This window comes from Yunchengibacter salinarum (genome assembly GCF_037658235.1).
Classification (GTDB): domain Bacteria; phylum Pseudomonadota; class Alphaproteobacteria; order Sphingomonadales; family Kordiimonadaceae; genus Yunchengibacter; species Yunchengibacter salinarum.
Map to the genome: position 1 here is coordinate 1 of NZ_JBBJLN010000006.1, position 23,813 is coordinate 23,813.

The 23,813-nt window shown below is 65.4% G+C and carries 20 protein-coding genes and 3 tRNA genes; 9 read left to right on the forward strand and 14 right to left on the reverse strand.

Annotation, left to right across the window (positions count from 1 at the left end):
- The 3 genes from WGH93_RS07790 to WGH93_RS07800 all read right to left on the reverse strand — a co-directional run.
- Nucleotides 1-671, reverse strand: a 671-nt coding sequence (locus WGH93_RS07790) for a GTP-binding protein (protein WP_374764314.1), incomplete at its 3' end; no start/stop codon positions are given.
- A 162-nt stretch (nucleotides 672-833) separates the two neighbouring features.
- Nucleotides 834-907: transfer RNA gene (locus WGH93_RS07795), tRNA-Gly, on the reverse strand.
- Nucleotides 908-1,013: 106 nt separating this feature from the next.
- A tRNA-Tyr gene (locus tag WGH93_RS07800) sits at nucleotides 1,014-1,098 on the reverse strand.
- 209 nt (nucleotides 1,099-1,307) lie between these two features.
- Between WGH93_RS07800 and rlmB the strand changes: the two genes are divergently transcribed.
- Together rlmB and WGH93_RS07810 are read left to right on the forward strand one after the other, a co-directional pair.
- Entirely contained in the window at nucleotides 1,308-2,240 is a 933-nt protein-coding gene (rlmB, locus tag WGH93_RS07805) for a 23S rRNA (guanosine(2251)-2'-O)-methyltransferase RlmB (protein WP_374764315.1), read from the forward strand.
- 96 nt (nucleotides 2,241-2,336) lie between these two features.
- Nucleotides 2,337-2,684, forward strand: coding sequence for a cupin domain-containing protein (locus WGH93_RS07810; protein ID WP_374764316.1), 348 nt, complete (start codon nucleotides 2,337-2,339; stop codon nucleotides 2,682-2,684).
- Nucleotides 2,685-2,754: 70 nt separating this feature from the next.
- On the opposite strand, the gene WGH93_RS07815 is transcribed toward WGH93_RS07810, so the two are convergent.
- The 6 genes from WGH93_RS07815 to WGH93_RS07840 form a co-directional block, all read right to left on the reverse strand.
- Complete coding sequence (locus tag WGH93_RS07815) at nucleotides 2,755-3,660, reverse strand: hypothetical protein (RefSeq protein ID WP_374764317.1); 906 nt, start codon at nucleotides 3,658-3,660, stop codon at nucleotides 2,755-2,757.
- On the reverse strand, nucleotides 3,657-4,580 hold the full coding sequence (locus WGH93_RS07820) for an ABC transporter ATP-binding protein (RefSeq protein ID WP_374764318.1): 924 nt from the start codon (nucleotides 4,578-4,580) through the stop codon (nucleotides 3,657-3,659). The genes WGH93_RS07815 and WGH93_RS07820 overlap by 4 nt, the downstream gene beginning before the upstream one ends.
- Nucleotides 4,577-4,984: a GntR family transcriptional regulator gene (locus tag WGH93_RS07825; protein WP_374764319.1), complete on the reverse strand. Its 408-nt coding sequence runs from the start codon at nucleotides 4,982-4,984 to the stop codon at nucleotides 4,577-4,579. The genes WGH93_RS07820 and WGH93_RS07825 overlap by 4 nt, the downstream gene beginning before the upstream one ends.
- A gap of 25 nt (nucleotides 4,985-5,009) precedes the next feature.
- A complete protein-coding gene (locus WGH93_RS07830; RefSeq protein WP_374764320.1) occupies nucleotides 5,010-5,138 on the reverse strand; it encodes a hypothetical protein in 129 nt (42 codons plus the stop codon).
- A gap of 503 nt (nucleotides 5,139-5,641) precedes the next feature.
- A tRNA-Pro gene (locus WGH93_RS07835) sits at nucleotides 5,642-5,718 on the reverse strand.
- Between the two features lie 98 nt (nucleotides 5,719-5,816).
- Complete coding sequence (locus tag WGH93_RS07840; protein ID WP_374764321.1) at nucleotides 5,817-6,854, reverse strand: polyprenyl synthetase family protein; 1,038 nt, start codon at nucleotides 6,852-6,854, stop codon at nucleotides 5,817-5,819.
- Nucleotides 6,855-7,011: 157 nt separating this feature from the next.
- On the opposite strand from WGH93_RS07840, the gene WGH93_RS07845 reads away from it, so the two are divergent.
- The 6 genes from WGH93_RS07845 (at nucleotide 7,012) to ppdK (ending at nucleotide 15,016) form a co-directional block, all read left to right on the forward strand.
- Nucleotides 7,012-7,824: a tRNA1(Val) (adenine(37)-N6)-methyltransferase gene (locus WGH93_RS07845; RefSeq protein ID WP_374764322.1), complete on the forward strand. Its 813-nt coding sequence runs from the start codon at nucleotides 7,012-7,014 to the stop codon at nucleotides 7,822-7,824.
- A 94-nt stretch (nucleotides 7,825-7,918) separates the two neighbouring features.
- Nucleotides 7,919-8,788, forward strand: coding sequence for a S49 family peptidase (locus WGH93_RS07850; protein WP_374764323.1), 870 nt, complete (start codon nucleotides 7,919-7,921; stop codon nucleotides 8,786-8,788).
- Between the two features lie 54 nt (nucleotides 8,789-8,842).
- Nucleotides 8,843-9,160, forward strand: coding sequence for a chorismate mutase (locus WGH93_RS07855; protein WP_374764324.1), 318 nt, complete (start codon nucleotides 8,843-8,845; stop codon nucleotides 9,158-9,160).
- Between the two features lie 107 nt (nucleotides 9,161-9,267).
- Nucleotides 9,268-10,170, forward strand: a complete 903-nt coding sequence (locus tag WGH93_RS07860; RefSeq protein ID WP_374764325.1) for a glycine--tRNA ligase subunit alpha — start codon at nucleotides 9,268-9,270, stop codon at nucleotides 10,168-10,170.
- Nucleotides 10,167-12,251 carry a glycine--tRNA ligase subunit beta gene (gene glyS / locus WGH93_RS07865; protein ID WP_374764326.1) on the forward strand — a complete coding sequence of 695 codons (2,085 nt, stop codon included), beginning with the start codon at nucleotides 10,167-10,169 and terminating at the stop codon, nucleotides 12,249-12,251. Before WGH93_RS07860 ends, glyS begins: the two co-directional genes overlap by 4 nt.
- An 86-nt stretch (nucleotides 12,252-12,337) precedes the next feature.
- Entirely contained in the window at nucleotides 12,338-15,016 is a 2,679-nt protein-coding gene (ppdK, locus tag WGH93_RS07870) for a pyruvate, phosphate dikinase (protein ID WP_374764327.1), read from the forward strand.
- 264 nt (nucleotides 15,017-15,280) lie between these two features.
- Here ppdK and WGH93_RS07875 read toward each other — a convergent pair whose 3' ends face one another.
- The 5 genes from WGH93_RS07875 to WGH93_RS07895 all read right to left on the reverse strand — a co-directional run bounded on the left by WGH93_RS07875 (nucleotide 15,281) and on the right by WGH93_RS07895 (nucleotide 22,648).
- The gene (locus WGH93_RS07875) at nucleotides 15,281-19,588 is read right to left on the reverse strand and encodes a hypothetical protein (protein ID WP_374764328.1); all 4,308 of its coding nucleotides are present in this window, start codon (nucleotides 19,586-19,588) and stop codon (nucleotides 15,281-15,283) included.
- Between the two features lie 128 nt (nucleotides 19,589-19,716).
- Nucleotides 19,717-20,595, reverse strand: coding sequence for an acyl-CoA thioesterase (locus WGH93_RS07880; RefSeq protein WP_374764329.1), 879 nt, complete (start codon nucleotides 20,593-20,595; stop codon nucleotides 19,717-19,719).
- 107 nt (nucleotides 20,596-20,702) lie between these two features.
- Nucleotides 20,703-21,002, reverse strand: a complete 300-nt coding sequence (locus WGH93_RS07885; protein ID WP_374764330.1) for a hypothetical protein — start codon at nucleotides 21,000-21,002, stop codon at nucleotides 20,703-20,705.
- A 54-nt stretch (nucleotides 21,003-21,056) separates the two neighbouring features.
- Entirely contained in the window at nucleotides 21,057-21,608 is a 552-nt protein-coding gene (locus WGH93_RS07890; protein WP_374764331.1) for a PAS domain-containing protein, read from the reverse strand.
- 59 nt (nucleotides 21,609-21,667) lie between these two features.
- Nucleotides 21,668-22,648: a GGDEF domain-containing protein gene (locus tag WGH93_RS07895; RefSeq protein WP_374764332.1), complete on the reverse strand. Its 981-nt coding sequence runs from the start codon at nucleotides 22,646-22,648 to the stop codon at nucleotides 21,668-21,670.
- A gap of 118 nt (nucleotides 22,649-22,766) precedes the next feature.
- Here WGH93_RS07895 and modA point away from each other — a divergent pair, with 118 nt between their 5' ends.
- Nucleotides 22,767-23,663 carry a molybdate ABC transporter substrate-binding protein gene (modA, locus tag WGH93_RS07900; RefSeq protein WP_374764333.1) on the forward strand — a complete coding sequence of 299 codons (897 nt, stop codon included), beginning with the start codon at nucleotides 22,767-22,769 and terminating at the stop codon, nucleotides 23,661-23,663.
- Nucleotides 23,664-23,813: the final 150 nt, after the last annotated feature.

Here is a 23,813-nt window from a genome sequence, read left to right on the forward strand (position 1 = left end):
GAAATCGAGAACACGTCCTCAACCGGCATCAGGAAAGGCTGGTCCTTGGGGCGATCCGGCGAGGGAATGTACTCATCAACCTGCTTCATCAGCTCAAGGATCTTCTCCTTGCCGATGTTATCGTCACGACCTTCCAGCGCCGCCAGCGCGGAACCCGCAACAATCGGAATGTCGTCGCCAGGGAAATCATACTCGCTCAGAAGCTCGCGCACTTCCAGCTCAACCAGTTCCAGAAGCTCCTCGTCGTCAACCTGATCAACCTTGTTCAGGAAAACAACCATCCCCGGAACACCAACCTGGCGCGCCAGAAGAATGTGCTCCCGCGTCTGCGGCATCGGGCCGTCCGCCGCGTTCACAACCAGAATGGCACCGTCCATCTGCGCCGCGCCCGTGATCATGTTCTTCACATAGTCAGCGTGACCGGGGCAGTCCACGTGTGCATAGTGGCGCGCTTCCGTCTCATACTCAACGTGCGCCGTGGAAATCGTGATACCACGCTCACGCTCCTCAGGCGCCTTGTCAATGTTGTCAAACGCCACCGCAGAGCCCGTGCCGGACTCAGACAGTACCTTCGTAATCGCAGCCGTCAGCGTCGTCTTGCCATGGTCAACGTGACCAATCGTGCCAATGTTCACGTGCGGCTTATTACGTTCAAATTTCTCTTTCGACATTGCCCGTTACCCTTAAGCAAAAGATGAACCCGTGGGGGAGGCACAACAGCCCCGCCAGCCGCAGGCGTTTCTCGTCAGTGCCTCGGCGACGGACCGTCCGCCACCGGCATTCACCGCCCGCCGTTCCCACGGGGGAAACGCCGGCCGAGCCGCCCGGAAGCATGGAGCGGGTGACCGGAATCGAACCGGCACCACCAGCTTGGAAGGCTGGGGCTCTACCGTTGAGCTACACCCGCCTCGTCCGCCACCGGACAAAAGCGCCCCGCCCCGGCCCTGACCGGGGGGAGCCGCTTACGCAACAGGCCCGGCCCCGCTGACATGCGGGCGACCAGGCCGGAGAAATGGTGGAGGGGACAGGATTCGAACCTGTGAAGCCTAAGGCGTCAGATTTACAGTCTGATGGGTTTGACCGCTCCCCAACCCCTCCGAGATCATGTTGCCAAGGCACCTTGCCCGATCGGGGCCGGTCTGCCGCGGTGAGGCCGCAATATGCTGATTGTGACGGCGGTGTCAACAGGGGCGACGGAGACAGAGGCAACTTTTCTCTCCGGCATGGAACAGGCGGGCCGCACGGCGCGGCTTGCGGCGGCGCTGTGCATCGCCTACAGCCTTTGCGGGGGAACAAGGCCCCGCATCATGCACACACACTTGGGGGACCGAACCATGGGCCGCAAATTCACCGACCGAAAGCCCGCCCAGGCGAAAAAGGGCCGGAACGGGCCCGCCAACCGGAAGACCGGGGGGGCGCAGGCCGGGGACCAGCCCGGCGCCCCGCAAGGCACGCCCGCGTCCCGGACAGGGCCGGTACCGGTGCCGCGCGCGCCGGATGGGTATTTCCTGTTCGGGCGCCACAGCGTGGAAGCGGCACTGGCCAACCCGCAACGCGAGATCGTGCGGCTCCATGCCACCGACAAGGCCGCCGCCACCCTCAAGACCGAAGCCGCGCACCTGATGGACAGAATCAAGGACAAGATTCATGCGGGCCAGGATGCTGCCACCCTCAAGGCCGCCTTGCCGGAGGGCGCCCCCCATCAGGGGCTGGTCATGGAGGTGCGGCCCCTGCCCTCACCGCCCCTGGAATCGCTGGCGCCGAAAGGGGCGGCGGATCGGCTGCTGGTGCTGGATCAGGTCACGGACCCGCACAATGTGGGCGCCTGCCTGCGCTCGGCGGCGGCATTCGGCGCCCGCGCCCTGATCACGCCGGATCGGGGCGCGGCACGCGAATCCGGCACGCTGGCCCGCGCCAGCGCCGGGGCGATGGACCGGGTGCCGTGGGTGCGGGTCACCAATCTGGCCCGCGCGCTGGCGACTCTGAAAGAGATGGGGTACTGGTGCGTCGGCCTGGACGGAGACGGCCCGACCACCCTGCCCCACACGCCCACGGATCGCCCGCTGGCGCTGGTCATGGGGGCGGAGGGGCGCGGCCTGCGCCCACTGGTGGCGAAAAACTGCGACCTTCTTGTTCATATTCCGATTGAAGCAACAGTGGAAAGCCTGAACGTCTCCAACGCGGCAGCGGTGGCGCTTTATGCCACGCGCCCCGCCAACGGGCCGGAGAATGAATCATGACCCTCACCGCGCACCCCCTGACCGGCGACGCCATCATCCGCCAGCTTGAACTGGTGCCCCACCCGGAAGGGGGGGCATTATCGCCGCACCTTTGAAATGTCGGACGGCCCCGCCGGGCGCGGCCATATGAGCGCCATTCATTATCTGTTGCGCCGGGGCGAAACGGCCCGGTGGCACCGGATCGACGCGGTGGAACTGTGGCTGTTCCATGGCGGCTGCCCGCTGGTGCTGGAAACGGCCCACGGCGACGAAACCACACAGCGCGCGATTCTGGGGCTGGATCTGGCCAGCGGCCATCGCCCGCAAGCCGCCATTGCCGCGGGCGTGTGGCAGCGTGCCTGGCTCCTGCCGGAAGGCCGGGGCGACTGGTCCCTAATGAGTTGCACCGTGGCACCGGGCTTTACCTTCGATCACTGGGAACTGGCCGGGCCGGATAACGCCTGAGCCCACGGGCCGGACAAAAAACGCCCGGCCAGGGCCGGACGCTTCGTCTGTTCGCCGCCTCTGGGCCACCTCAGGCCGCCCGGCGGCGCAGCTCCACGCTGATGGCCAGCAGGCCCGCGGCCACCACCAGCCCCACATAGAATTGCGGATTGAGGAATGTGGCTTCCCCCATGGCGCCCACCATCACATCGCGAATCCGCAGCAGATCAAGCGGGCTTTCCACGTCCACCCGGAGCGCAATCCGATCCACCCAGCCGCCCAGATGCAGGCTGAAGAAGCGACCGATCACCGCACTGTCAAATATGATCCGCTCAAGAATGCCCAGCACCAGCGGCGGGATCACCGCGAAAAACAGGGGCGATCGGTTGGCAAAGGCGGACATGGCAAGAAACCAGGCCATGACGGGCAATGCCCACAACACCATGTACAGCAGCACCGGCAGGCTGAGAAACCAGCTTCCCACCAGCGAGAGCACCGGCCACAGCACGCCGATCGGCCCGCCCTTGACCAGAAAGCCCAAAGTCAGCACCACCCCGGCGGCCACCTGCCCGGCCATGACCACCACAAGCGCGATCAACGGCGCCACCACTGCCGCCGCTACCAGCTTGGCGGCCACTTCTTCCCAGTCGGATACCGGCATGGATTTCCAGAACAGGATGGACCGGTCCCGCCGCTCTTCATACAGCGCCCCCAACAGGGTGAACATGATGACAAAGGGCAGCACCAGCCAGACCGGTGCGGACAGCCCGTAATAGGCCACAAGGGCGGCGGATTCCACCTTCTCCGGGTTGGCTTCCTGTTCAGCGCTCAGGCGCCCGGCCAGGTCCATGTCATCCACCATGATGGCCATATCGCTGAAGAACAGCGATACCACCGTCAGCAGCAGCATCACGGCCATCAGAATGGCGGGCAGGAACACGAAACCGCCCCGGTGCTCCATGACCTCGCGTTTCAGCAAAGCGGCAAAGCGTTTCATTGCGCGTCTCCTTGTGCGGTCACGCGAACCGACGGATCGGATACGGTGGTGACGAAGATATCGGCCAGCGACAGGCCCCGTACCGTGCCCAGCGGCTCCAGCGCATCGGGGTCCGCGTTTTCGAATGTCATCACGGTGCGGCCAAAGCTGCTGCGCTCCTGAACGGGGCCCAGCGCGCGGGCTTCCGCCTCCCGGTCGGGTGTCACGGCCACCTCGGCAAAGCGCTCGGACAGGCTTTCCATGTCCTGATCCAGCACCTTGCGCCCGTCATGAATGAAGATCACGTCGCTCAGGATGTGCTCCACTTCCTCCACCTGATGGGTGGTGATCAGGATGGTGCGGTCCTCATCGAAATATTCTTCCAGCAGGTTTCGGTAGAACTGCTTGCGGAACACGATATCCAGGCCGAGCGTCGGCTCGTCCAGCACCAGAAGGCGGGCATCAATCGCCATCACGACGGCCAGATGCACCTGCACCACCATGCCCTTGGACAAGGCTTTCACCTTGCGATCCAGCGGGATCTTGGTGCGCGCCAGATAGGTGCGGGCCTTGTCGCGGTCAAAGCGGGGATGCACATCCGCCACATAATCCAGCACCTGGCGCACGGTCATCCATTTGGGCAGCGTGGCCACATCGGCGATGAAGCACACATCCGTCATCAGATCATGGCGGCGACGGCCCGGATCACGCCCCAGAACGGACAGTTCCCCCTCGAAATCCTGAAGGCCGAGAATGGATTGCAGCATGGTGGTCTTGCCCGCGCCATTGGCGCCGATCACACCCACAATCCGGCCCAGGGGAATATCAAGGTCCACCCCTTCAAGGGCGGTGGTTTCGCCATAATGCTTACCCAGCCCCCGCGCACGAACCACGATGGGGTCGGGCGTTTCGGCGGCATTCTGCCGGTCAGCTTCGATCATGAGTCATCCTCTCCGCTTCCAGATGGCCCGCCCGATCCGGCCTGGCCGCCTTTCAGGCTGGCCCGTACCAGATCTTCCGCGTTCAGGCCGAGCCGTTCGATGGTGGCCACCACACGCGGCCAGTCTTCTTCCAGAAAACGGCGCCGCTCGGCTTCCAGAAGCCGCTCGCGCGCGCCATCGACAATAAACATGCCAAGCCCCCTGCGCTTTTCCACAAGACCGTCCTGAGCCAGTTCCTGATAGGCCTTGGACGCCGTGATGGGATTGATCTGAAGGTCCACCGCCACACTGCGGACGGACGGAAGGGCCTCGCCTTCCGACAAGGCACCTTCCATGATGGCATTGGCCACCTTTTCCTTCAGTTGCCGGTAGATCGGCTGATCGTCCGTCCACTCCGGCGTCATGGGCTCTCTCCCGCTCGTCTTACACTTATACCAGAACCGGGCCGGGGGCGGCGGTCAGCCGGGCAACACCGGCCGCGGCGGCCTGTGCCCGAGCCAGGCGGTGACTGCGGCGAATGGCACGTTTGTTGGCTTTATAGGATTTCAGGCTGTTCATGGTCTTGCTCCTCGCTTGTCGTGACCCTTGCGGGCCGGGTTTTGCTGTCGTCGTCTCTTTTTTCAGATCGGATGACTGCCGGTTTCCGGTCTTGCCATCCTGGGCCGCCCCCTTTTTCGCGGGGGCTTGCCGGCCCTGTCCTCGCTGTGGTGACCCGTGCCGTGCTGTCGTTTCGGGCGGGCCTTTTTTCCGCCGATGCGGTGGAGCGGATCGCTGTGCGTTACTGCTCTACCGCGTCGGTGTATTAGTTATGTATAACACCAACGCGGAGAGTGCAACCCCTTTCGGGCATATTTTTGTAAAAAATTAATAATATACTGATTTAAAAGGATAAAAAATCATTCATCAGCGCTGTAAAAGCGCCGTGAAGTGTTCGACCACCCCGGAAAAGCGCCCGAAGCTGTATCACCCCCACCAAACACCCCACACACCCCGGTGCTGACCCACAAAAACTGACGCATAAAAAAACCGCCGCTTCCAATGGTGTGGAAGCGGCGGTTCACTGGTCGGGGAGAGAGGATTCGAACCTCCGGCCCCTGCCTCCCGAAGGCAGTGCTCTACCAGGCTGAGCTACCCCCCGTTATCGGGTCGTGGGCGTGTATAAGGGAACTGCCTGCGGGATGCAAGCGTGAGCTTGGCAAAAAATCAGGCAGCGGTGGCGCGGCCCGCGCCCTACCCTTAATAGGCGCGGGACAGGCAGAAATCCACCATGTCCAGCAATACCGTGCGATAGGCATTATCCGGCATGTCCGCCAGCGCGGCGCGGGCGGCATCGGCATAGCTTTCCGCTCGCTTGCGGGTGTCTTCCAGCGCGCCGTGGCGGGCGAACAGAGCCCTTGCATGGTCCAGGTCGCCGTCCTCCACCTGTCCCTTGCCGATGGTGCGCTGCCAAAAGGCGCGTTCCTCCCCGTCGCCGCGAGCATGGGCGAGGATGATGGGCAGGGTCACCTTGCCCTCGTCGAAATCATCGCCGATGGCCTTGCCCAGCGCGCTTTCGTCGGCATCATAATCCAGCATGTCATCGATAATCTGAAAGGCGATCCCCAGATTGCGGCCATAAGCGTGCAATGCCTGCTCGGTCTTTGTGCCCGCTTCGGCGACCACGCCCGCCACTTCGCAGGCGGCGGCGAACAGGGCGGCGGTCTTGGCGGCCACCACTTCGATATAGGTGGGCTCGGTGGTGGTCAGATCCCGCGCGGTGGACAATTGCAGCACTTCCCCCTCGGCGATCACGGTGGACGCCTGTGAGAGAATTTCCAGCACGCGCAGGGAACCATCCGCCACCATCAACTCGAACGCGCGGGAAAACAGATAATCCCCCACCAGCACGCTCGCCTGATTGCCCCAGAGTGCATTGGCCGTATCGCGCCCGCGCCGCTTGGCGGACATGTCCACCACATCGTCATGCAGCAGGGTGGCGGAATGGATGAATTCCACACAGGCGGCAAGCCCCACATGCCGCGACTGCCGATAGCCCAGCATGGCCGCGCACACCAGCGTGAGCAGCGGGCGCAGACGCTTGCCCCCGGCCCCCACCAGATGGCCGCCCACATCGGGAATCAGGCCCACCCGGCTCTGCATCCGATCCGTGATCGCGCGATTGACGGCGGCCAGATCGTCGGCCACCAGGGCCTGCATCCGGTCCACCGGGCGCTGCGTGGCCTGAGATGTGGCCGTTTCCGGTCGGGCAGGGTGAGCACCTTGCACCTTGTTCATGCGGGGTCCTCCGCTATGCTCAATCAAATATCCCTGATGCCAGGGATCGCTGCGGGCGGACAGTAGCTTTCGCGTTTGCGCTTGTCCATGCGCCATATGGCGCCAGATATGATGCTCGCATGAAATGTGTCCATTGCCGCGCCGGAGTAAACCGCCCATGCCAGAAAGCAACCCGCCCGAAACCTCGACCACGGAAAAGCCGGACAGGCGGGCCGGGGCGCGTGACATTACCATGGATGCCTTTCTGGGCGGCGCCCTGCACCTGGAGCAGCCCATAGACGGATACCGCGTATCCATGGATACGGTGATGCTGGCCGCCGCCGTACCGGCCCAGCCGGGGGAAACCGTGCTGGAAGGGGGTATCGGCTCCGGCGGCGCGGCGCTGTGCCTGGCGCGCCGGGTGCCGGATGTGCGGGTTCACGGCATCGATGTGCAGCAGTCCATGATCGACCTGGCCACCCGCAATGCCCAGCGCAACGGGCTCGGCCACGCGCTGACACTGGCGCTGGGCGACGTGGCGGATCGCAGCGGCGCCCAGAGCCAGTATGATCATGTGATGCTCAACCCGCCCTATCTGGCCCATGCCAGCGCGATTCGACCGCCCGATCGGTCCAAGGGCATGGCCCATATGGAAAGCCGCGCCGTGCTGGATGACTGGCTGCGCTTCGCCGTCCATTATGTGCGTCAGAAAGGCAGCATCACCCTGGTCTATCGCGCCGACCGGCTGGATGAAGTGCTGGCCCGGCTGCATGGCCGGGTGGGGGCCATCAGCGTATTGCCGCTCTGGCCCCGTCAGGGGGAAGCCGCCAAACGGGTCATCATTCAGGGGCGCAAGGGCGCGCGGGGCGGGCTGACACTGCTGCCCGGCCTGGCGCTGCATGGGCGGACGGAGCGCTACACCCCGGAGGCAGAAAACATCCTGCGCAAAGGCGCCGCCCTTGACCTGGCCGCCCCGAACGGGAAAAGCTGACCGGCCAGCACCGAAAACACCGCCACCCGACCAGGCAAGCCCCGGCACCTACCAGGCCGCGAACCACGCGAACCATCAAGGGAGACACCACACCATGGGCCTGTTCAGAACCGCCAGCCGCGGCCTTATCGGCCTGAGAACCCGCCTGATCGGCGCGCCCGCGCCCAGGGTCGCCGTGGTGCGGCTGAACGGCGCCATCGCCGCCCAGGACAGCGCCATGCGCAGCCATTTATCGCTCAACGGCCTGGCGGACAGCCTGCATGATGCCTTTGACCTGCCGGGCGTGAAGGCGGTGGCGCTGGAAATCAACTCCCCCGGCGGCTCGCCGGTGCAAAGCGGCCTGATCGTGGATCGCATCCGGGCGCTGGCCGAGGAAAAGGACGTGCCCGTGATCGCCTTTGCCGAGGACGTGGCGGCCAGCGGCGGCTATATGCTGGCGCTGGCGGCGGACGAAATATTCGTGCACGAGGCCTCCATACTGGGCAGCATCGGCGTGGTGGCGGCGGGCTTCGGCTTCCATGAAGCCATCGCCCGGCTGGGCGTGGAGCGGCGCCTTTATACCGCCGGGGACCATAAAGCCCTGCTGGACAGCTTTCGCCCCGAAAACCCCGAAGACGTGTCCCGGCTGAAAGACCTGCAAGCGGACATACACGCCTTCTTCATCCAGATGGTGAAGGACCGCCGTGGCCGCCGCCTGGCCGGGGACGAGGCGACCCTGTTCAACGGCGACATCTTCACCGGCCAGCGCGCCGTGGAACTGGGCCTGGTGGATGGCATCGGCGACCGGCGCAGCGTGTTGCGGGAACGCTTCGGGAAAAAGGTGCGCTTCCACCCCGTCAATGCGCGCTCGCGCGGGTTAAGGGGGCTGTTCGGCGCGCGATCCGGCGCCGCCGGCCCCAATCTGCCGCAACAGGCCCTTGCGACGCTGGAAAGCCGCCTGCTATGGAACCGGTACGGGCTTTGATCCCTCGCCGCCCGTGCCAGCCCTGTTCCGTACCGAGCAAAAAAGGAGTCCGTCGTGGCGCACAGCACAGAGGACACAGCCGACCATCGGCGCGCACTGGATGATTTCCGCGAAAGCATCGACAATATCGATGCCGCGCTGGTCTTTCTGCTGGCGGAACGGTTCAAGGTCACCAAAAAGGTGGGCTATTACAAGCGGGAACACGCCCTGCCACCCGCCGATCCGGCGCGGGAACAGAAACAGATAGAGCGGCTGCGCCAACTGGCGGACAGCGCCAATCTGGACCCGGAATTTTCCGAAAAATTCCTGCAATTCATCATCAAGGAAGTGATCCGCCATCATGAACGCATCCGCCACGGGGAGGATGTGTGATCCCCGCGGGGCGCACCGGGCCGTCGGCGCACCTTGACCCTGCCCCACCCGGCGGCTAGGTTGCGCGCCATTCAAGGCGACCAACCCCGTTGCAAGAAGACCGGACAATGGCAGATCAGGCAGCCCCGCGCGGGCACTCCTTTCAGGACATCATCCTGACCCTTCAGACCTATTGGGCGGATCAGGGATGCGTGATCCTGCAACCCTATGATCTGGAAATGGGCGCGGGCACCTTTCACCCGGCCACGACGCTGCGCGCGCTCGGCCCCGATCCGTGGCGGGCCGCCTATGTGCAGCCCTGCCGCCGCCCCACGGATGGCCGATACGGCGAAAACCCCAACCGGTTGCAGCATTATTACCAGTTCCAGACCGTGTTGAAGCCCAGCCCCGACGATATACAGGCGCTGTATCTGGGCTCGCTGGAGGCCATCGGGATCGACAGCCGCCTGCATGACATCCGCTTCGTGGAAGATGACTGGGAAAGCCCCACGCTGGGCGCCTGGGGGCTGGGCTGGGAAGTCTGGTGCGACGGCATGGAAGTCAGCCAGTTCACCTATTTCCAGCAGGTGGGCGGCCATGACTGCCGCCCCGTCACCGGGGAGCTGACCTACGGGCTGGAACGGCTGGTCATGTTCATTCAGGGTGTGGACAATGTGTATGACCTGGATTTCAACGGCGCCGGCGTTTCCTATGGCGACATCTATCTGGCCAATGAGCAGCAGCAGTCGGCCCACAATTTCGAGATCGCGGACACAGACAAGCTGTTCGACGGTTTCCGCAAGGCGCAGGACGAATGCCACCGCCTGATCGCGGCGAAGCTGCCCCTGCCCGCCTATGAGCAGGCCATCAAGGCCAGCCACATCTTCAACCTGCTGGATGCGCGGGGCGTGATTTCCGTCACCGAACGGCAGGCTTATATCGGGCGGGTGCGCGATCTGGCCAAGGGAAGCTGCACCGCCTATATGCAGAAAAACGGCTGGCTGAACGCCGCCGGGGAGCCGCAGGCATGAACGCGCAGGACAAGGCCGAAACCGGCGAACTGCTGATCGAGCTTTACAGCGAGGAAATCCCCGCCGGAATGCAGCAGAACGCGGCGGCGCACCTGCAATCCGCCATGACGGGTGCACTGGCGGATACGGGCCTGACCATGGCCGATACGCGGGCCTTTTACACACCGCAACGGCTGATTCTGACCATTTCGGGCCTACCGCTCAAAACGCCGGACATAAGCGAGGAAAAGCGCGGCCCCCGCGTGGACGCACCCGAAAAGGCGATCAATGGTTTCCTGCGCGGCAATGGCATCAGCCGCGATCAGTGCGTTGAGCGGGACGAGAAAAAAGGCACCTTCCTTTATGCGGTCATCGAAAAGCAGGGGGAGCCCACGCGGGATGTGATCGCCCGGAAGCTGGCGGAGATCATTCACAACTTCCCCTGGCCCAAGTCCCAGCGCTGGGGCAGCGGCTCCTTGCGCTGGGTGCGCCCGCTCCATCATGCGCTGACCCTGTTCAATGGCGACCCCGTGGCATTGCCGGGACTGGGCGTGGCCAGCGGCGCGGCACGAACGCGCGGTCACCGCTTCATGGCGCCGGATGCCTTCACCGTCACCGGTTTCGCCGATTATGCCCAAAAACTGCGCGCCGCCCATGTGATGCTGGACCCGGCAGAGCGCAAACGGGTGATACGGGACAGGGCGCTTGAACTGGCGGACGAAGCGGGCGTGGACCTGGTGGACGATCCCGGCCTTCTGGATGAGGTGGCCGGCCTGGTGGAATGGCCGGTGCCCCTGCCCGGCCGCTTCGATCCCGCCTTCATGACCGTGCCGGAAGAAGCGTTGATCAAGACCATGAAGGCGGACCAGAAATATTTCGTCACCCGTGACCGCGAGACCGGCAGGCTGGCGCCCGTTTTCATCACCGTGGCCAATATCGAGGCGCCCGACGGCGGCGACACCATCATCCGGGGCAATGAGCGCGTGCTGGCGGCGCGGCTGTCCGATGCGCGCTTCTTCTGGGAACAGGATCTGAAAACCCCGCTGGAAGACCTGAAACCCCGGCTTGCGGACATTGTGTTCCACGAAAAGCTGGGCCAGCTTTCCGACCGGGTGGACCGCATGGTGGCGCTTTCCGGGCATCTGGCCGATCACATTCCCGGCTGCCACAAGCAACAGGCGGAGCGGGCCGCATCGCTCGCCAAGGCGGATCTCGTCACCGGCATGGTGGGGGAATTCGCGGACCTTCAGGGCATTATGGGCCGCTATTACGCGCTGGCCCAGAATGAGGACGCGGCGGTGGCCGACGCCATTCTGGACCATTACGCCCCGCGCGGGCCGAAGGACCGCTGCCCCACCGCGCCCATCAGCGTGGCCGTGGCGCTGGCGGAAAAGCTGGATACACTGGTGGGCTTCTTCGGCATTGGCGAAACCCCCACCGGCAGCAAGGACCCCTTTGCCCTGCGCCGTGCCGCCCTTGGCGTGATCCGCCTGATCACGGAAAACGGGCTTCGGGTATCGCTGACCACCCTGTTCCATACGGCACGCGGTCTGTATGCCGCCGACCGCATCGCCGATGCGGACGACACGCTGACCGGCTTCGTGATCGACCGCTTGAAAGTGCAGCAGCGGGAGCGCGGCGTTCGCCATGACGTGATCGATGCCGCCACGGGCGGACAGGACGATCTGGTGCGCCTGCTGGCGCTGGTGGATGCACTGCAAGGCTTTCTGGACACGGACGACGGCGCCAATCTGCTGGCGGGCTACAAGCGCGCCGCCAATATCCTCAAGGCGGAAGCCCGAAAGGACGGCGCGGCCAGCACAGCCCATGTGGACCCCGTCCTCTTTCAGGAGGACTTCGAAAAAGCGCTCTATGACGCCCTCGGCACCGCCCGCAAAGCCGCGGAAACCGCGCTGGAGCGGGAGGATTTCGCCGCCGCCATGCGGGCGCTGGCAAACTTGCGTAAACCCATTGATTCCTTTTTCGATGGCGTTACCGTGAACGCTGACGATTCCGCAGTGCGGCAAAACCGGCTGGCGCTGCTGACCGCCATACAGGCGGCGACGGACGCAGTGGCGGATTTCAGCCAGCTTGAAGGCTAGGCGGAAAACCGGCCACTTTGATACACGGCCCGCCCGCCACACCGGCGCGGCGGTGGGGGATGCCACAGGGGGATGGTGACGGCACCATGAGCAAATGGGTTTACACATTCGGGGACGGCGCGGCGGAAGGCCGGGCCGACATGAAGAATCTGCTGGGCGGCAAGGGCGCCAATCTGGCGGAAATGGCGTCTCTGGGGCTGCCGGTTCCGCCCGGCTTCACCATCACCACCGCCGTATGCACCCATTATTACGCCCATGACCACCAGTACCCCGACAGCCTGAAGGGCGAAGTGGAAGCCGCCCTCAGGGCCGTGGAATCCAGTGTGGGCGCCCGCTTCGGCGACCCGGACAAGCCACTGCTGGTCTCGGTGCGATCCGGGGCGCGGGTTTCCATGCCGGGCATGATGGATACGGTGCTCAATCTGGGCCTCAATGCCGAAACGGTGGAAGGGCTGGCGCGCCAGAGCGGCGATGCCCGCTTTGCCTGGGACAGCTATCGCCGCTTCATCCAGATGTATTCGGATGTGGTGCTGGGCGTGGACCACCACATCTTCGAGGACGAAATCGAACTCTACAAGGAAGAGCGCGGGCTGGAACTGGACACCGAGCTGAAAGCCGATGACTGGCGCGACCTGGCCGGTCGCTTCCGCGTCAAGACGGAAGAAGCGCTGGGCACCCCCTTCCCGGAAAGCGCCGAGGAACAGTTATGGGGCGCCATTGGCGCCGTGTTCGGTTCCTGGCAGATTGAGCGGGCGAAAACCTATCGCCGCCTGCACAACATCCCTGAGGAATGGGGCACGGCGGTGAATGTGCAGGCCATGGTGTTCGGCAATATGGGCGACAGTTCCGCCACCGGCGTTGCCTTCACCCGCAACCCGTCCACTGGCGAAAAGGCCACTTATGGCGAATATCTGATCAACGCCCAGGGGGAAGACGTGGTGGCGGGCATCCGCACGCCCCAGCACCTGACCCGCGCCGCGCGCGAAGCCGCCGGCACCGACAAGCCGGCCATGGAAGAAAGTATGCCCGCCGTCTTTGCCCAGCTTCAGGACGTGTTCCACAAGCTGGAAACCCATTACCGGGACATGCAGGACATCGAATTCACGGTCCAGAAGGGCAAGCTTTGGATGCTTCAGACCCGCGCGGGCAAGCGCACCGCGGCGGCGGCCCTGAAAATCGCCGTGGAAATGGCCGCCGAGGGCCTGATCACGGAAGAAGAAGCCGTGATGCGGGTGGACCCCGCCGCGCTGGACCAGCTTCTGCACCCCACGCTGGACCCCGCCGCCCCGCGCGATATCCTGACCCGTGGCCTGCCCGCCTCGCCCGGTGCCGCCGCCGGTGAAGTGGTGTTCGACGCGGACGAGGCGGACGCGCTGGCCAAGGAAGGCCGGGACGTGATCCTGTGCCGGGTGGAAACCAGCCCGGAGGACATTCACGGTATGCACGCCGCCCGTGGCATCCTCACCGCGCGCGGCGGCATGACAAGCCACGCCGCCGTGGTGGCGCGCGGCATGGGCCGGGCCTGCGTTTCGGGCGCGGGCCAGATCCGCATCGACGCGGGCGCGGGCGTGATGACCTGCATGGGCCGGGAGGTCCGCAAGGGCGATGTCATCACCATTGACGGCGGCAGCGGCGACGTGATGGTGGGCGAAGTAAAAACCCTGAAGCCGGAACTGGCGGGCGATTTCGCCCGGCTGATGGTCTGGGCGGATCGCCAGCGCGCCCTGAAGGTGCGCACCAATGCGGACACGCCCGCCGATGCCCAGACCGCGCGCGATTTCGGCGCCGAGGGCATCGGGCTTTGCCGCACCGAACACATGTTCTTCGACGGCAACCGCATCATCGCGGTTCGGGAAATGATCCTGGCCCATGACCGGGAGGGGCGCCGCAAGGCCCTGGAAAAGCTGCTGCCCATGCAACGCGGCGATTTTTATGACCTGTTTACCATCATGCGCGGCCTGCCCGTGACCATCCGCCTGCTGGACCCGCCCCTGCACGAATTCCTGCCGCGTCATGACAGCGAGTTCGACGAAGTGGCCGCCGCCATGGGTGTGGATTCCGCAACCCTGCGCCGCCGCGCCAGCGAACTGTATGAATTCAACCCCATGCTGGGCCATCGCGGCTGTCGGCTGGGCATCACCTATCCCGAAATCTATGAAATGCAGGCCCGCGCCATCTTCGAATCCGCCGTGGAGATCGAAAGCGAAACCGGCGAAACAGTGGTGCCGGAAATCATGATCCCTCTGGTGGCCACCGCGCGGGAATTGAGCGACCTGCGCACCGTGGTAGACCGGGTGGCGGAGGCCGTCTTCACGGAAAAGGGCCACCGGATCAACTATCTGGTGGGCACCATGATCGAACTGCCCCGCGCCGCCCTGTGTGCCGCGGACATCGCCGCCCATGCGGACTTTTTCTCCTTTGGTACCAATGACCTGACCCAGACCACACTGGGCATCAGCCGGGACGACGCAGGCAGTTTCCTGGATCACTATATCCGCACCGGAATCTTCCCCCGCCATCCCTTTGTCACGCTGGACCGGGACGGTGTGGGCGAACTGGTGGCCATCGGCGTTGAACGGGGCCGCGCCACCCGTCCGGGCCTGAAAACGGGGATTTGCGGCGAACATGGCGGCGACCCGGATTCCATCGCCTTCTGTCAGGAAACCGGGCTGGATTATGTGTCCTGCTCACCCTACCGGGTGCCGATCGCCCGGCTGGCGGCGGCCCAGGCCGCTCTGGCCGCTAGCGCGGGCAGGGATTGTTGACCGCTCACGCAAGCGTGCTGCGCACGCGCTCCGCGAGGGCGCCGCACTTGCGGCGGGCCACGCTTGTGGCCTCCGCTCATCCCGCAAATGCGGGATGGCGGTAGAGGACAAGTTGGTGCGGGTGGGAGCTGTTTTTTGCCGCTCACGCAAGCGTGCTGCGCACGCGCTCCGCGAGGGCGCCGCACTTGCGGCGGGCCACGCTTGTGGCCGTCGGATAGGGTGGTGTTTAAGGATAGGCGGGATGGCCGCAGGGGCGGCGAAGCCTTACAGTGTGATAACGGCATCCGCCAGATCGTTCAGGGTGAGCCCCACAAGGAACAGGCTGCTGTCCGCGCCGGTCATGATGAGCACGCCGTCACTGCCGCCCTGCACATCTTCGGAGGCGGCGGCCAGCACCGCTTCCCGGTTTGCGAAGGCGGCCTCGGCATTGGCCAGGAAAAGCGTGTCCTGATCCGCATTGAAGTCCGTGACCCTGTCCCGGCCATGATCACCGCCGAAAAAGAACTGGTCCGCCCCCGCGCCGCCAGTGAGCGTATCATCACCGCCGCCGCCGAACAGGGCGTCCACGCCCGCGCCGCCAGCCAGCCGGTCCACGCCGCTGCCGCCGAACAAGGTATCAGCGCCCGCGCCCCCGGCCAGCGTGTCGGCGCCGGCCCCGGCAAAGATGCTGTCATTCCCGGTTCCGCCCTCGAAGCGGTCCCCGTTATCGGCGTCCGCACCGCCGCGCCCGCCGAACAACACGTCCTGGCCCGGCCCGCCGAACAGACTGTCCGACCCGGCGCCGCCGCCCAGCACATCCGCGCCCGCCGCGCCGAACACCTGATCATTGCCCGTGCCGGCAAAGCTGAACGCGGCGCCGGGGGTGTCCAGAAGCGCTTCCCCCGGATCGAAGCGGTCATTGCCGTTGCTGTCCGCCCAATCACCGCCCACCACCGTATCGTCGCCCGCACCGGGGAACAGGGTATCGATGCCGGTGCCGCCAATGAACAGATCGCCCGCATCGTCGCCCGGCCCGGCGAAAAAACTGTCCCGCCCCTGGCCGCCAAAGGCGGTATCGGACCCGGCGCCGCCAGTGAGCGTGTCATTGCCCGCCTGCCCTTCCAGGCGATTGTCGGCGCCGTCACCCACCAGCCGGTCATGGCCCTGCCCGCCGCGCAGATTTTCGATGCCTTCCAGCACGTCCCCCTCAGCGCCCAGCCGCGTGAAGCCTTCGCGCAGATTGACCACCACGGCGCCGGAGTCGCTGAAGTCCGCCAGGTCCGTGCCATCGCCGCCGCTCAGCGTGTCCGCCCCGTCCCCACCGATCAGCGTATCGTCACCGGCAAGACCGGACAGGCGATCATCCCCACCGGCGCCGTTCAGGCTGTTATGGGCCAGATTGCCGGTTAAAGTGTCGTTGCCGCCTGCCGCCACCACATTTTCGATCACCGTGTCCTCGGTCAGGCTCAGGGTCTGGCGCAGTTCCACGCTGCGATCAGAAATGCTGGTGCCCACATCCACCGCGCTGCCGGGGGCCAGATCCAGATTGAGCGCCCCCACATCCGGCCCGAACGTGAAGGTATCATTGCCGCCCGCATCGAACAGCCCTTCGAACACCACCTGATCCGCGGTGAAATGATATACGTCATCGCCCGCCGAGGCGCTGGTATTGGCGCCGAAAATCTGTTGCAGGGCCTCTATGTCGATGGCCTGAAAGCCGGTGGGGCTGATGGGCAGCCCCCCTGAGAACACGCCGTTAAGCCCCAGTTGGAAGGTCATCAGGGTGAATTCCGCGCCCTGAATAATGCCGTCCGGGGCCTGCACGGTGCCGCTCACATCCAGCACCTCCAGCCGGGACAGCAGGTTGCGCCCCGCTTCATCCGATGCCGGATCGTTGTCATGCTCATGGTCCTGATCATGGTCATGCGGCGGCGGGGCGATCGCCGCCCCCTCCGCGTCCGTGGCGGTGGACGGCGCCAGAACCTCCGGCGCGCCGCCCCCCTCGCGGGGGTGCTGCAAGCCAAGGGCGTGCCCCAGTTCGTGCGCCACCAGCGGCAGGGTGTTATCCCCCCAGTCGCGGGTATCGATCCAGATGTCAGACGCCACGCCCAGGTCACCGGACGACGGGAAAAAGGCAAAACCGGCTGAGCCCCGGTCCCCCACGGCGCTGCTCTGCGCCATGCGGATCAGGCCCACATGGCCGGGCGCCTCCTCCACCTCCACAAAGTCCACATTGATGAGCTTTTCCAGGTCCGCCACCGTCTGGCGGAAGGCGTCTTTCTGTTCCTCCGTCACCGGGGAGAAGCCCAGATTATTGGTGAAATCGCCGGGGGGCAGCAGGCTCGGATCGTCCGGGAAGCTGTAGGTCAGCACCAGCGGGCTGCCATCGGCGGGCATTTCAAAGCCCAGCCCGTTGATCAGGCTCTCGGCCCGGCCACTGCCCTGAAGCCCGCCCACGACGGATTGCTGCGGGTTGGACTTCAGAACATGGCCGGTATCGAGCGACGCGGGATCGACCCCTTCAAGCCGCAGGCTGGTATTGTCATCAAAGGTGAAGACGGTATCGTCGCCGTCCTGCCGTGCCAGCGCCAGTATGTCAGCCCTGTCGAACAGGCGCAGGCTGGCCGGGGCGGCGAGCCTGTCCTCAGCGGGGTCGAAATCGGTTATGGTGGCCTGGCCAAAGGCGGACAGGGTGAACACGTCTCCACCATCCCCACCGGTCAGGCGCGACACACCGCTGCCCCCGTTCAGATGATCGGCGCCCGCGCCGCCAAGCAGCACATCATTGCCGCTGCCGCCCTTAAGGGTGTCGTCCCCGACCCCGCCATCCAGCCGATCCGCACCGCCCTGCCCGATCAGCGAATCATTGCCCGAAGCGCCGATAAGCGTATCCGCGCCGCCACCGCCGGTCAGCGTGTCGGACCCGGAAAGCCCATCCGCCGTGCCCCCCTGGCTGGACAGCCACAGGCGATCCGAGAAAGGCGTTGGGACGGGGTCATCGCCAAAACCGATGGTGCCCCGGTTACCGAGAAGAAAATCATCGGCGGTCAGGCTGTCCAGATCCACGCCTTCCAGCCGCACGCTGCCGCCGGTCTGGGTGTTGATGATCACGTCATCGCCGTTTTGCGTACTGTCCTGAAGCACATCCGACAGGCCGGGCCAGGTCAGCCCGTCATCCACCAGCAGCAGGCCATCCCCTTCGCCCGCGTTGAAATCGCGGACCACCGTGTCCCCCTCCCCGTCAATAACGAAAAGATCGGCCCCGGCGCCGCCTTCCAGCGTGTCCGCCCCGGCGGACCCCAAAAGCGAATCATTCCCCGCGCCGCCGCGCAGCAGGTCATCCCCGCCTTCGAAATCCAGCAGGAATTCACCGCGATTACCGCCGCCGATCAGGTCGTCGCCCGCCGCGCCGTTCAGCGTGTCATTGGCGTCCCCGCCGAACAGGATATTGTCCCCCGCATCGCCGATAAGCCGATCCCTGCCGGGGCTGCCGGTCACATCCTCGAAGCCGGTGATGGTGGCGCTGTCATCATCGTCATTGGCCAGCCCCCGGCCCAGATTGACCACGCCGCCGCGCCGGTTTTCAAAGGACAGTTCGTCCCGCTCCCCCGCGCCGCCATCAAGGCGGTCATTGCCATTGGAAAAGAACACGCGGTCATCCCCGGCGCCCGCCTCGATCGTGTCATTGCCGGTGCCGCCGTCCAGCCGATCCCGGCCAGCGTCGCCCACCAGCCGATCATTGCCGGAGCCGCCCATCAGGCTGTCAAACCCCGTGTCGGGGCTGGGTTCCGCCGCCCCGGCGCGATCCCCAGCGAACAGGGTGTCATCGCCCGCGCCGCCGAAAAGGCTATCCGCCTGCCCCCGGCCTTCCAGAAGATCATCACCGCTGGCGCCGTCAATCTCGTTGCGCCCGCCATCCCCGGCCAGGCTGTCACCACTGCTGCCGCCGAAGATATTCTCGATCGAGATCAGCACATCCCGGTCGCCGAAACCGTCATTGCTGGCGACCCCCGCGGCCAGATCGGCGACCACGCCTGCCCGGGCGCCGGAAAAGCTCACCGTGTCCCCGGTCAGGTCGCTGCCGCCGTCCAGGGTATCATCACCACCGCCACCACTGAGCCGGTCATCGCCCGCGCCGCCCCGCAGCACATCATCGCCGAACATGCCCTGCAGCGTGTCGAAGCCGCCGCCCCCGGTCAGACTGTCGGAAAAATCGCTGCCGCGCAGGTCATCATTCTGGCGCGCGCCCTGCAACACCAGCGGTACAGGGCTGAAAAAACCGTTGATCGATTCAAACCCGGTGACGGTGCTGACCGCGCCGCTTTCCCCGGTGATCGTGCCCGCCAGCAGGTCCAGCGTCACGGTGCCGTCGGCCACTTCCAGATCCAACCGGTCATCGCCCGCGCCGCCCGCCAGCGTATCGCCCAGCCCCAGCACGGTGATCACATCATCGCCGCCGCGGCCATCCACCACGGCGCCGTCGCCCGTCGCGTCGAGACTGTCGCGCCCGTCGGAACCGGTCATGGCGCTGGGCAGGGGGGCGTCGTCCGGGTCCGCAATGGCGGTGGCAAAGGCAGGGCGGGTCGGGGACATGGGCATACTCCGGGGTAAGAACGGATGGGCGGGAAACCCGCCGGGACCGTTTCGTCATGGTGTGACAGCCTGCGGCGGTTGTAAAGCGCGCCTGATCCGGTTGTGCATATATGGTGCCGCCGCAAGGATCAGGCAAATACCGCGACGGTCTGGTGGGCCGTGGCCATCAATACGCCGTCCCCGTCCCAGGCGGCCATGGTCTGGCCGGAATAGCCGTGGGCCGCCCAGTCCGCCCGGCTGTTCAGCAGCACCCAGCCAAGGGCACCCCGATCCGGCACATGGCGCAGATTGATCGACCAGGTCAGGCTGGACAGTGGCGCAAAACCGTCAAGGCGGCTGAGAATGGCGGGGGGCAGCACGTCGCCCAGGGTCAGAAAGGCCACGGCGGGCGGCACCTCATCCAGCCGGGGGTCGTTGATCCGGGTCCACACATGAATATCCGTATCCGACCCGCCACCGCCCGGCAGATCGCCAGCCACCAGCCAGGCATCGAAATGGGCCAGAAAAGCGGGGCCGTCGCTGCGGGCAAGCTGCACACCCGACTCCAAAGGCTTCAGATGGCCCGGCAGGGGACGGGCCGGTGGCATGGTCAGGCCGCTGTCCCGCCCGGCGGCGAAAGTGAACAGAAGCCGCGTGGCCAGCGCGCCCTCGCTGAACACGTCCACGCCCGCAAAAGTCACCCGCCGCCCACGGCGCAGAATGGAAACCTGAAGCTCAAGCGCATGTCCCGCCGGGCCGATGAAGGCCACTTCCGCCGCGCGCAGGGGTGGAAGACAGGCCGGATCGGGCGGCGCCCCCGCCGGGCTGAAGGCGGGTATCAGGGTGCGCCGGGCGGCGGCCAGCGCCAGACCGGCCACCAGCCCCCCATACACCGTGCGCCCCTGCATCCAGCCGCCATCCACCGTCACATGGTAGCGGCCCGGCGTTTCGGGGTCCGCCTCCAGCTTTTCGAGCAGGTCGAACAGCGATGTGGTGCCAAAGGGTGGGGCAAGGGGGGATGATGACATGGAAGCTCCGGGCCAGGGACGGGCAAAAACCGAGCACACCCAGGCATGGCCGGGGTGCGGCAGGGTATCAGCTTAACCATGCTCCGGCGCGAATGCCAAGACGGCTGTTAAGTATCAAATGGGGTCAGAGGTGGCGCGGCGGGCGACACCGGTAATTCGCCCAGAACCGCCACCGCGCACCAGATATCATATTCCGCGCTGTCCATGCCGTGGCCGTGCCATTCCAGGATGCGCACCGCCAGCCGGGCCGTTTCCGGCCCCGGTTCGCACCCGGCCCGCGCGATTCGCGCGCACACATCTGATCGGACAGCATCAAGGCCGGCCCCATCCCGCTCCTCATTTTGTAAAGCCGCCTTCTGCCCCTTGGGGGCTTCGGGATGCGGGCCAGTGCCGGTCTTGGTGTTCACGGGGCGACGCTCCTTGATCATGGGCAGGCTGACCGGATCACCACCGGGTTGGGATCACCAGTCCAGCGTGTCCGGGTCCAGGGTTTTGAAGAAACCATCCACGGTCTCGCCGTCACTGCTCAGCGGCATGATCAGGCGGGTATAGTGCCAGCTTTTGCCGTCGATATTCACATAATTGCGGCGGGCCAGGCTGGGCGTTTTGTTGTGCGCCACATCAAGCGCCGATTTCACCACGATGGCGGCATCCACCGGTTCGAAGAAATCATCCGTGGTCTTGCCCTTCATTTCCCCGCCGTGACGTTGGCACACCTCGGTTCCCGCCAGCCTGACGATCAACCGGTCACGCTCCCGGTCCAGCGTGAGAAGCATCACATAGGGCAGTATTCTGGGCGGAATGTCGCGCATGTTGAACGCGGCGGGGATGCGCCCCTGTGCCTGTGTGCGCCGAAACCAAAGGTCGATCAGGCTGTGAAGTGCCGGGGATGCGTTATCCAGCGGCAATTCTTCCTGCGGTATCCCGGAAAGCTGCAAATGAGCATCCTGAAATGACAAGGACGCTTCGCCCCCGCCGCCCTTGCCGGACCCGGATTGACCGGACAATCTCATGATGATGGTCTCCTGTGTTCTGCTTACGGGGCAGTTTACGTACGGGGGAAAGAGACGGATCAGCCGCGATCCGTGCGCCGGGAGATGCGTTCGGATGCGGGCGGCGGCGGCGCCGTGGCATCCGCCAGAATCACCCGATCACGCCCGTCGTTCTTGGCACTGTAGAGAGCCCGGTCGGCCCGGCGCAGTAGCGCATCCAGATCCGCTTCAGGCGTGGGCAGAACCGCCGCGCCCAGCGAAATGGTCACGCGCACGTCCCTGCCATCCACCGAAACGGAAGAATCCGCCACGTCCATACGAACCTGATCGGCAAACCGGCGCGCGGTATCCCGATCGGCGCCGGGCAACAGAATGGCGAATTCCTCCCCGCCCACGCGGGCGAGCATGGCGGCATCCACCGCCGGGTGCACACCATCCGATCTGCCGCCGTTCCACGCCCGCACACGGGCCTGAGCCAGAGTCACCAGATGAATGAGCACCATATCCCCCGCCGCGTGACCATGCTGGTCATTCACCACCTTGAAATGGTCGATATCGAACAGGATCACAGCCATGTCTTTCACATCCGTGCGGCCTGCTTCCGCCACATGGTCGGCGAAGGCGCGGCGGTTATACGCCCCGGTCAGCGGATCGGTGAGTGACAGCCGTTCCAGTTCGTGTTCGCGCGCCTTTTCCCGGCTGATGTCCTGCACCACCATCTGGGTATAGGGCACCCCCTGCCACACAAGGCGCGCCACCGTCAGATGCACGTCGCGCGCCGGGACATCTTTCCCCCCAGGTATCAGGCGGCAGTTCACTTCGGGGTGCTGGTCCGGCTCCTCCATGGCGGCCGACAGGGCACGGGTCAGCAGCCCCCGGTCCCCGGCTTCCATGAAAGGCCGCAGATCCTCTTGAAGCAGGCGGGATTCCGGCGCATTGAACAGCCGCTCCGCCTCCCGGTTGGTGAACACGATCCGCCAGCCGTCCAGCAACAGAAACCCCACGGGCAGCATATTGACCACGCGCGCCAAAGGATCGTCCCCATCCAGTGCGGGGACCATTGATGACGACTCGAAAGGTGACCGTTTCTTCAACAATACACTCCGGGCTGGTTGCAGGGTCAGTATTTCTTATATGGTCGAGAAATGGTACGCGACCAGCGCGCAAAAGGATGACAATGTGCCTCACCCGCCCGAACATGATCGCGCGCCCCGTGGCGGTAGCGCGGGCCTGAAACGGCTGGTCGCCGGCGCCCTGCTGCTTGCCGCGACCGCACTGCCCGGTGCCGGCTTCCCCGCTCTCCCCGCGCGGGCGGGACAGGACTGCCCGCCCCTGACACTGTTCGCCGCCGCCAGCCTGTCCGACGTGCTGCCCGCCCTTCTGGCCACGGAACCAAAGTGCGGCGGGCGGACTATCAGAACATCGTTCGGGCCGAGCGCCACGCTGGCCCGGCAGATCACCAACGGGGCCCCTGCCCATGCCTTTCTGAGCGCCCATCCGCGCTGGGTGACACAGTTGCGGCAGGGGGGCATCCTGTCGCAAGGCCAGCCGCTGGCCACGGGGCGGCTCGTTCTGGCCGCGCCGCGACATGCCCGCCTGCCGGGCGATAGTCAGGGCGGGCCACAGGAAGGGGCGATTCCCCTGCCGCGCACGCTGGCGGCGCTGGAGCCCATATTGCGGGGCCGCCCGCTGGCCATGGCCAATCCGGCGACGGCGCCCGCTGGCGCTTATGGCCGCCGATATCTGAAGGCGATCGGGGCGTGGGATGCGCTACAGGGGCGGCTCGCCTATGGTGCCAGTGTCCGTCAGGCGTTGCGGCTGGTGGCGCGGGGCGGGCTGACCGGGCTGGTCTATGAAACCGATGCGGCGGCAAGCCCCGATGTGCGGATTCTCGGCCCGATCCCCGCCGGGCTGAGCGGCACGGTGCGCTATCAGGGCGGCCTGGTCGCCAGCGGCACCCCGGCGGCGCGGCAGCGCGCGGCGGCATTACTGGACTGGCTGAGAGACGGCAGGGCCGGGGAGATATGGCGGTCCTTTGACTTTCACCCCGCAAAGCTACCAGATGCCCCAGAATGAGACAAGGGCACGCACTCCAGAATGAAACAATTATGCTTCATTATGAGACATAGTGACCCCGAAACAGGCAGGCGGAAGCGGAAGAACATGCGTTTTTCGCGCTTCTCGCACTTGGCACACGCTATGCAATAGTCAGGTCGAACCGTTCTT

What these genes read in the sequence shown, in the direction of transcription:
- WGH93_RS07880 (WP_374764329.1), bottom strand. Translation starts at nt 20,595, where the DNA reads ATGTCATCATCCCCCCTTGCCCCACCCTTTGGCACCACATCGCTGTTC.
- WGH93_RS07890 (WP_374764331.1), bottom strand. Translation starts at nt 21,608, where the DNA reads ATGAGATTGTCCGGTCAATCCGGGTCCGGCAAGGGCGGCGGGGGCGAA.
- rlmB (WP_374764315.1), top strand. Translation starts at nt 1,308, where the DNA reads ATGCACACACACTTGGGGGACCGAACCATGGGCCGCAAATTCACCGAC.
- glyS (WP_374764326.1), top strand. Translation starts at nt 10,167, where the DNA reads ATGAACGCGCAGGACAAGGCCGAAACCGGCGAACTGCTGATCGAGCTT.
- WGH93_RS07820 (WP_374764318.1), bottom strand. Translation starts at nt 4,580, where the DNA reads ATGATCGAAGCTGACCGGCAGAATGCCGCCGAAACGCCCGACCCCATC.
- WGH93_RS07825 (WP_374764319.1), bottom strand. Translation starts at nt 4,984, where the DNA reads ATGACGCCGGAGTGGACGGACGATCAGCCGATCTACCGGCAACTGAAG.
- WGH93_RS07895 (WP_374764332.1), bottom strand. Translation starts at nt 22,648, where the DNA reads ATGGTCCCCGCACTGGATGGGGACGATCCTTTGGCGCGCGTGGTCAAT.
- WGH93_RS07845 (WP_374764322.1), top strand. Translation starts at nt 7,012, where the DNA reads ATGCCAGAAAGCAACCCGCCCGAAACCTCGACCACGGAAAAGCCGGAC.
- WGH93_RS07830 (WP_374764320.1), bottom strand. Translation starts at nt 5,138, where the DNA reads ATGAACAGCCTGAAATCCTATAAAGCCAACAAACGTGCCATTCGCCGC.
- WGH93_RS07815 (WP_374764317.1), bottom strand. Translation starts at nt 3,660, where the DNA reads ATGAAACGCTTTGCCGCTTTGCTGAAACGCGAGGTCATGGAGCACCGG.
- WGH93_RS07840 (WP_374764321.1), bottom strand. Translation starts at nt 6,854, where the DNA reads ATGAACAAGGTGCAAGGTGCTCACCCTGCCCGACCGGAAACGGCCACA.
- ppdK (WP_374764327.1), top strand. Translation starts at nt 12,338, where the DNA reads ATGAGCAAATGGGTTTACACATTCGGGGACGGCGCGGCGGAAGGCCGG.
- WGH93_RS07860 (WP_374764325.1), top strand. Translation starts at nt 9,268, where the DNA reads ATGGCAGATCAGGCAGCCCCGCGCGGGCACTCCTTTCAGGACATCATC.
- WGH93_RS07810 (WP_374764316.1), top strand. Translation starts at nt 2,337, where the DNA reads ATGTCGGACGGCCCCGCCGGGCGCGGCCATATGAGCGCCATTCATTAT.
- WGH93_RS07875 (WP_374764328.1), bottom strand. Translation starts at nt 19,588, where the DNA reads ATGTCCCCGACCCGCCCTGCCTTTGCCACCGCCATTGCGGACCCGGAC.
- WGH93_RS07850 (WP_374764323.1), top strand. Translation starts at nt 7,919, where the DNA reads ATGGGCCTGTTCAGAACCGCCAGCCGCGGCCTTATCGGCCTGAGAACC.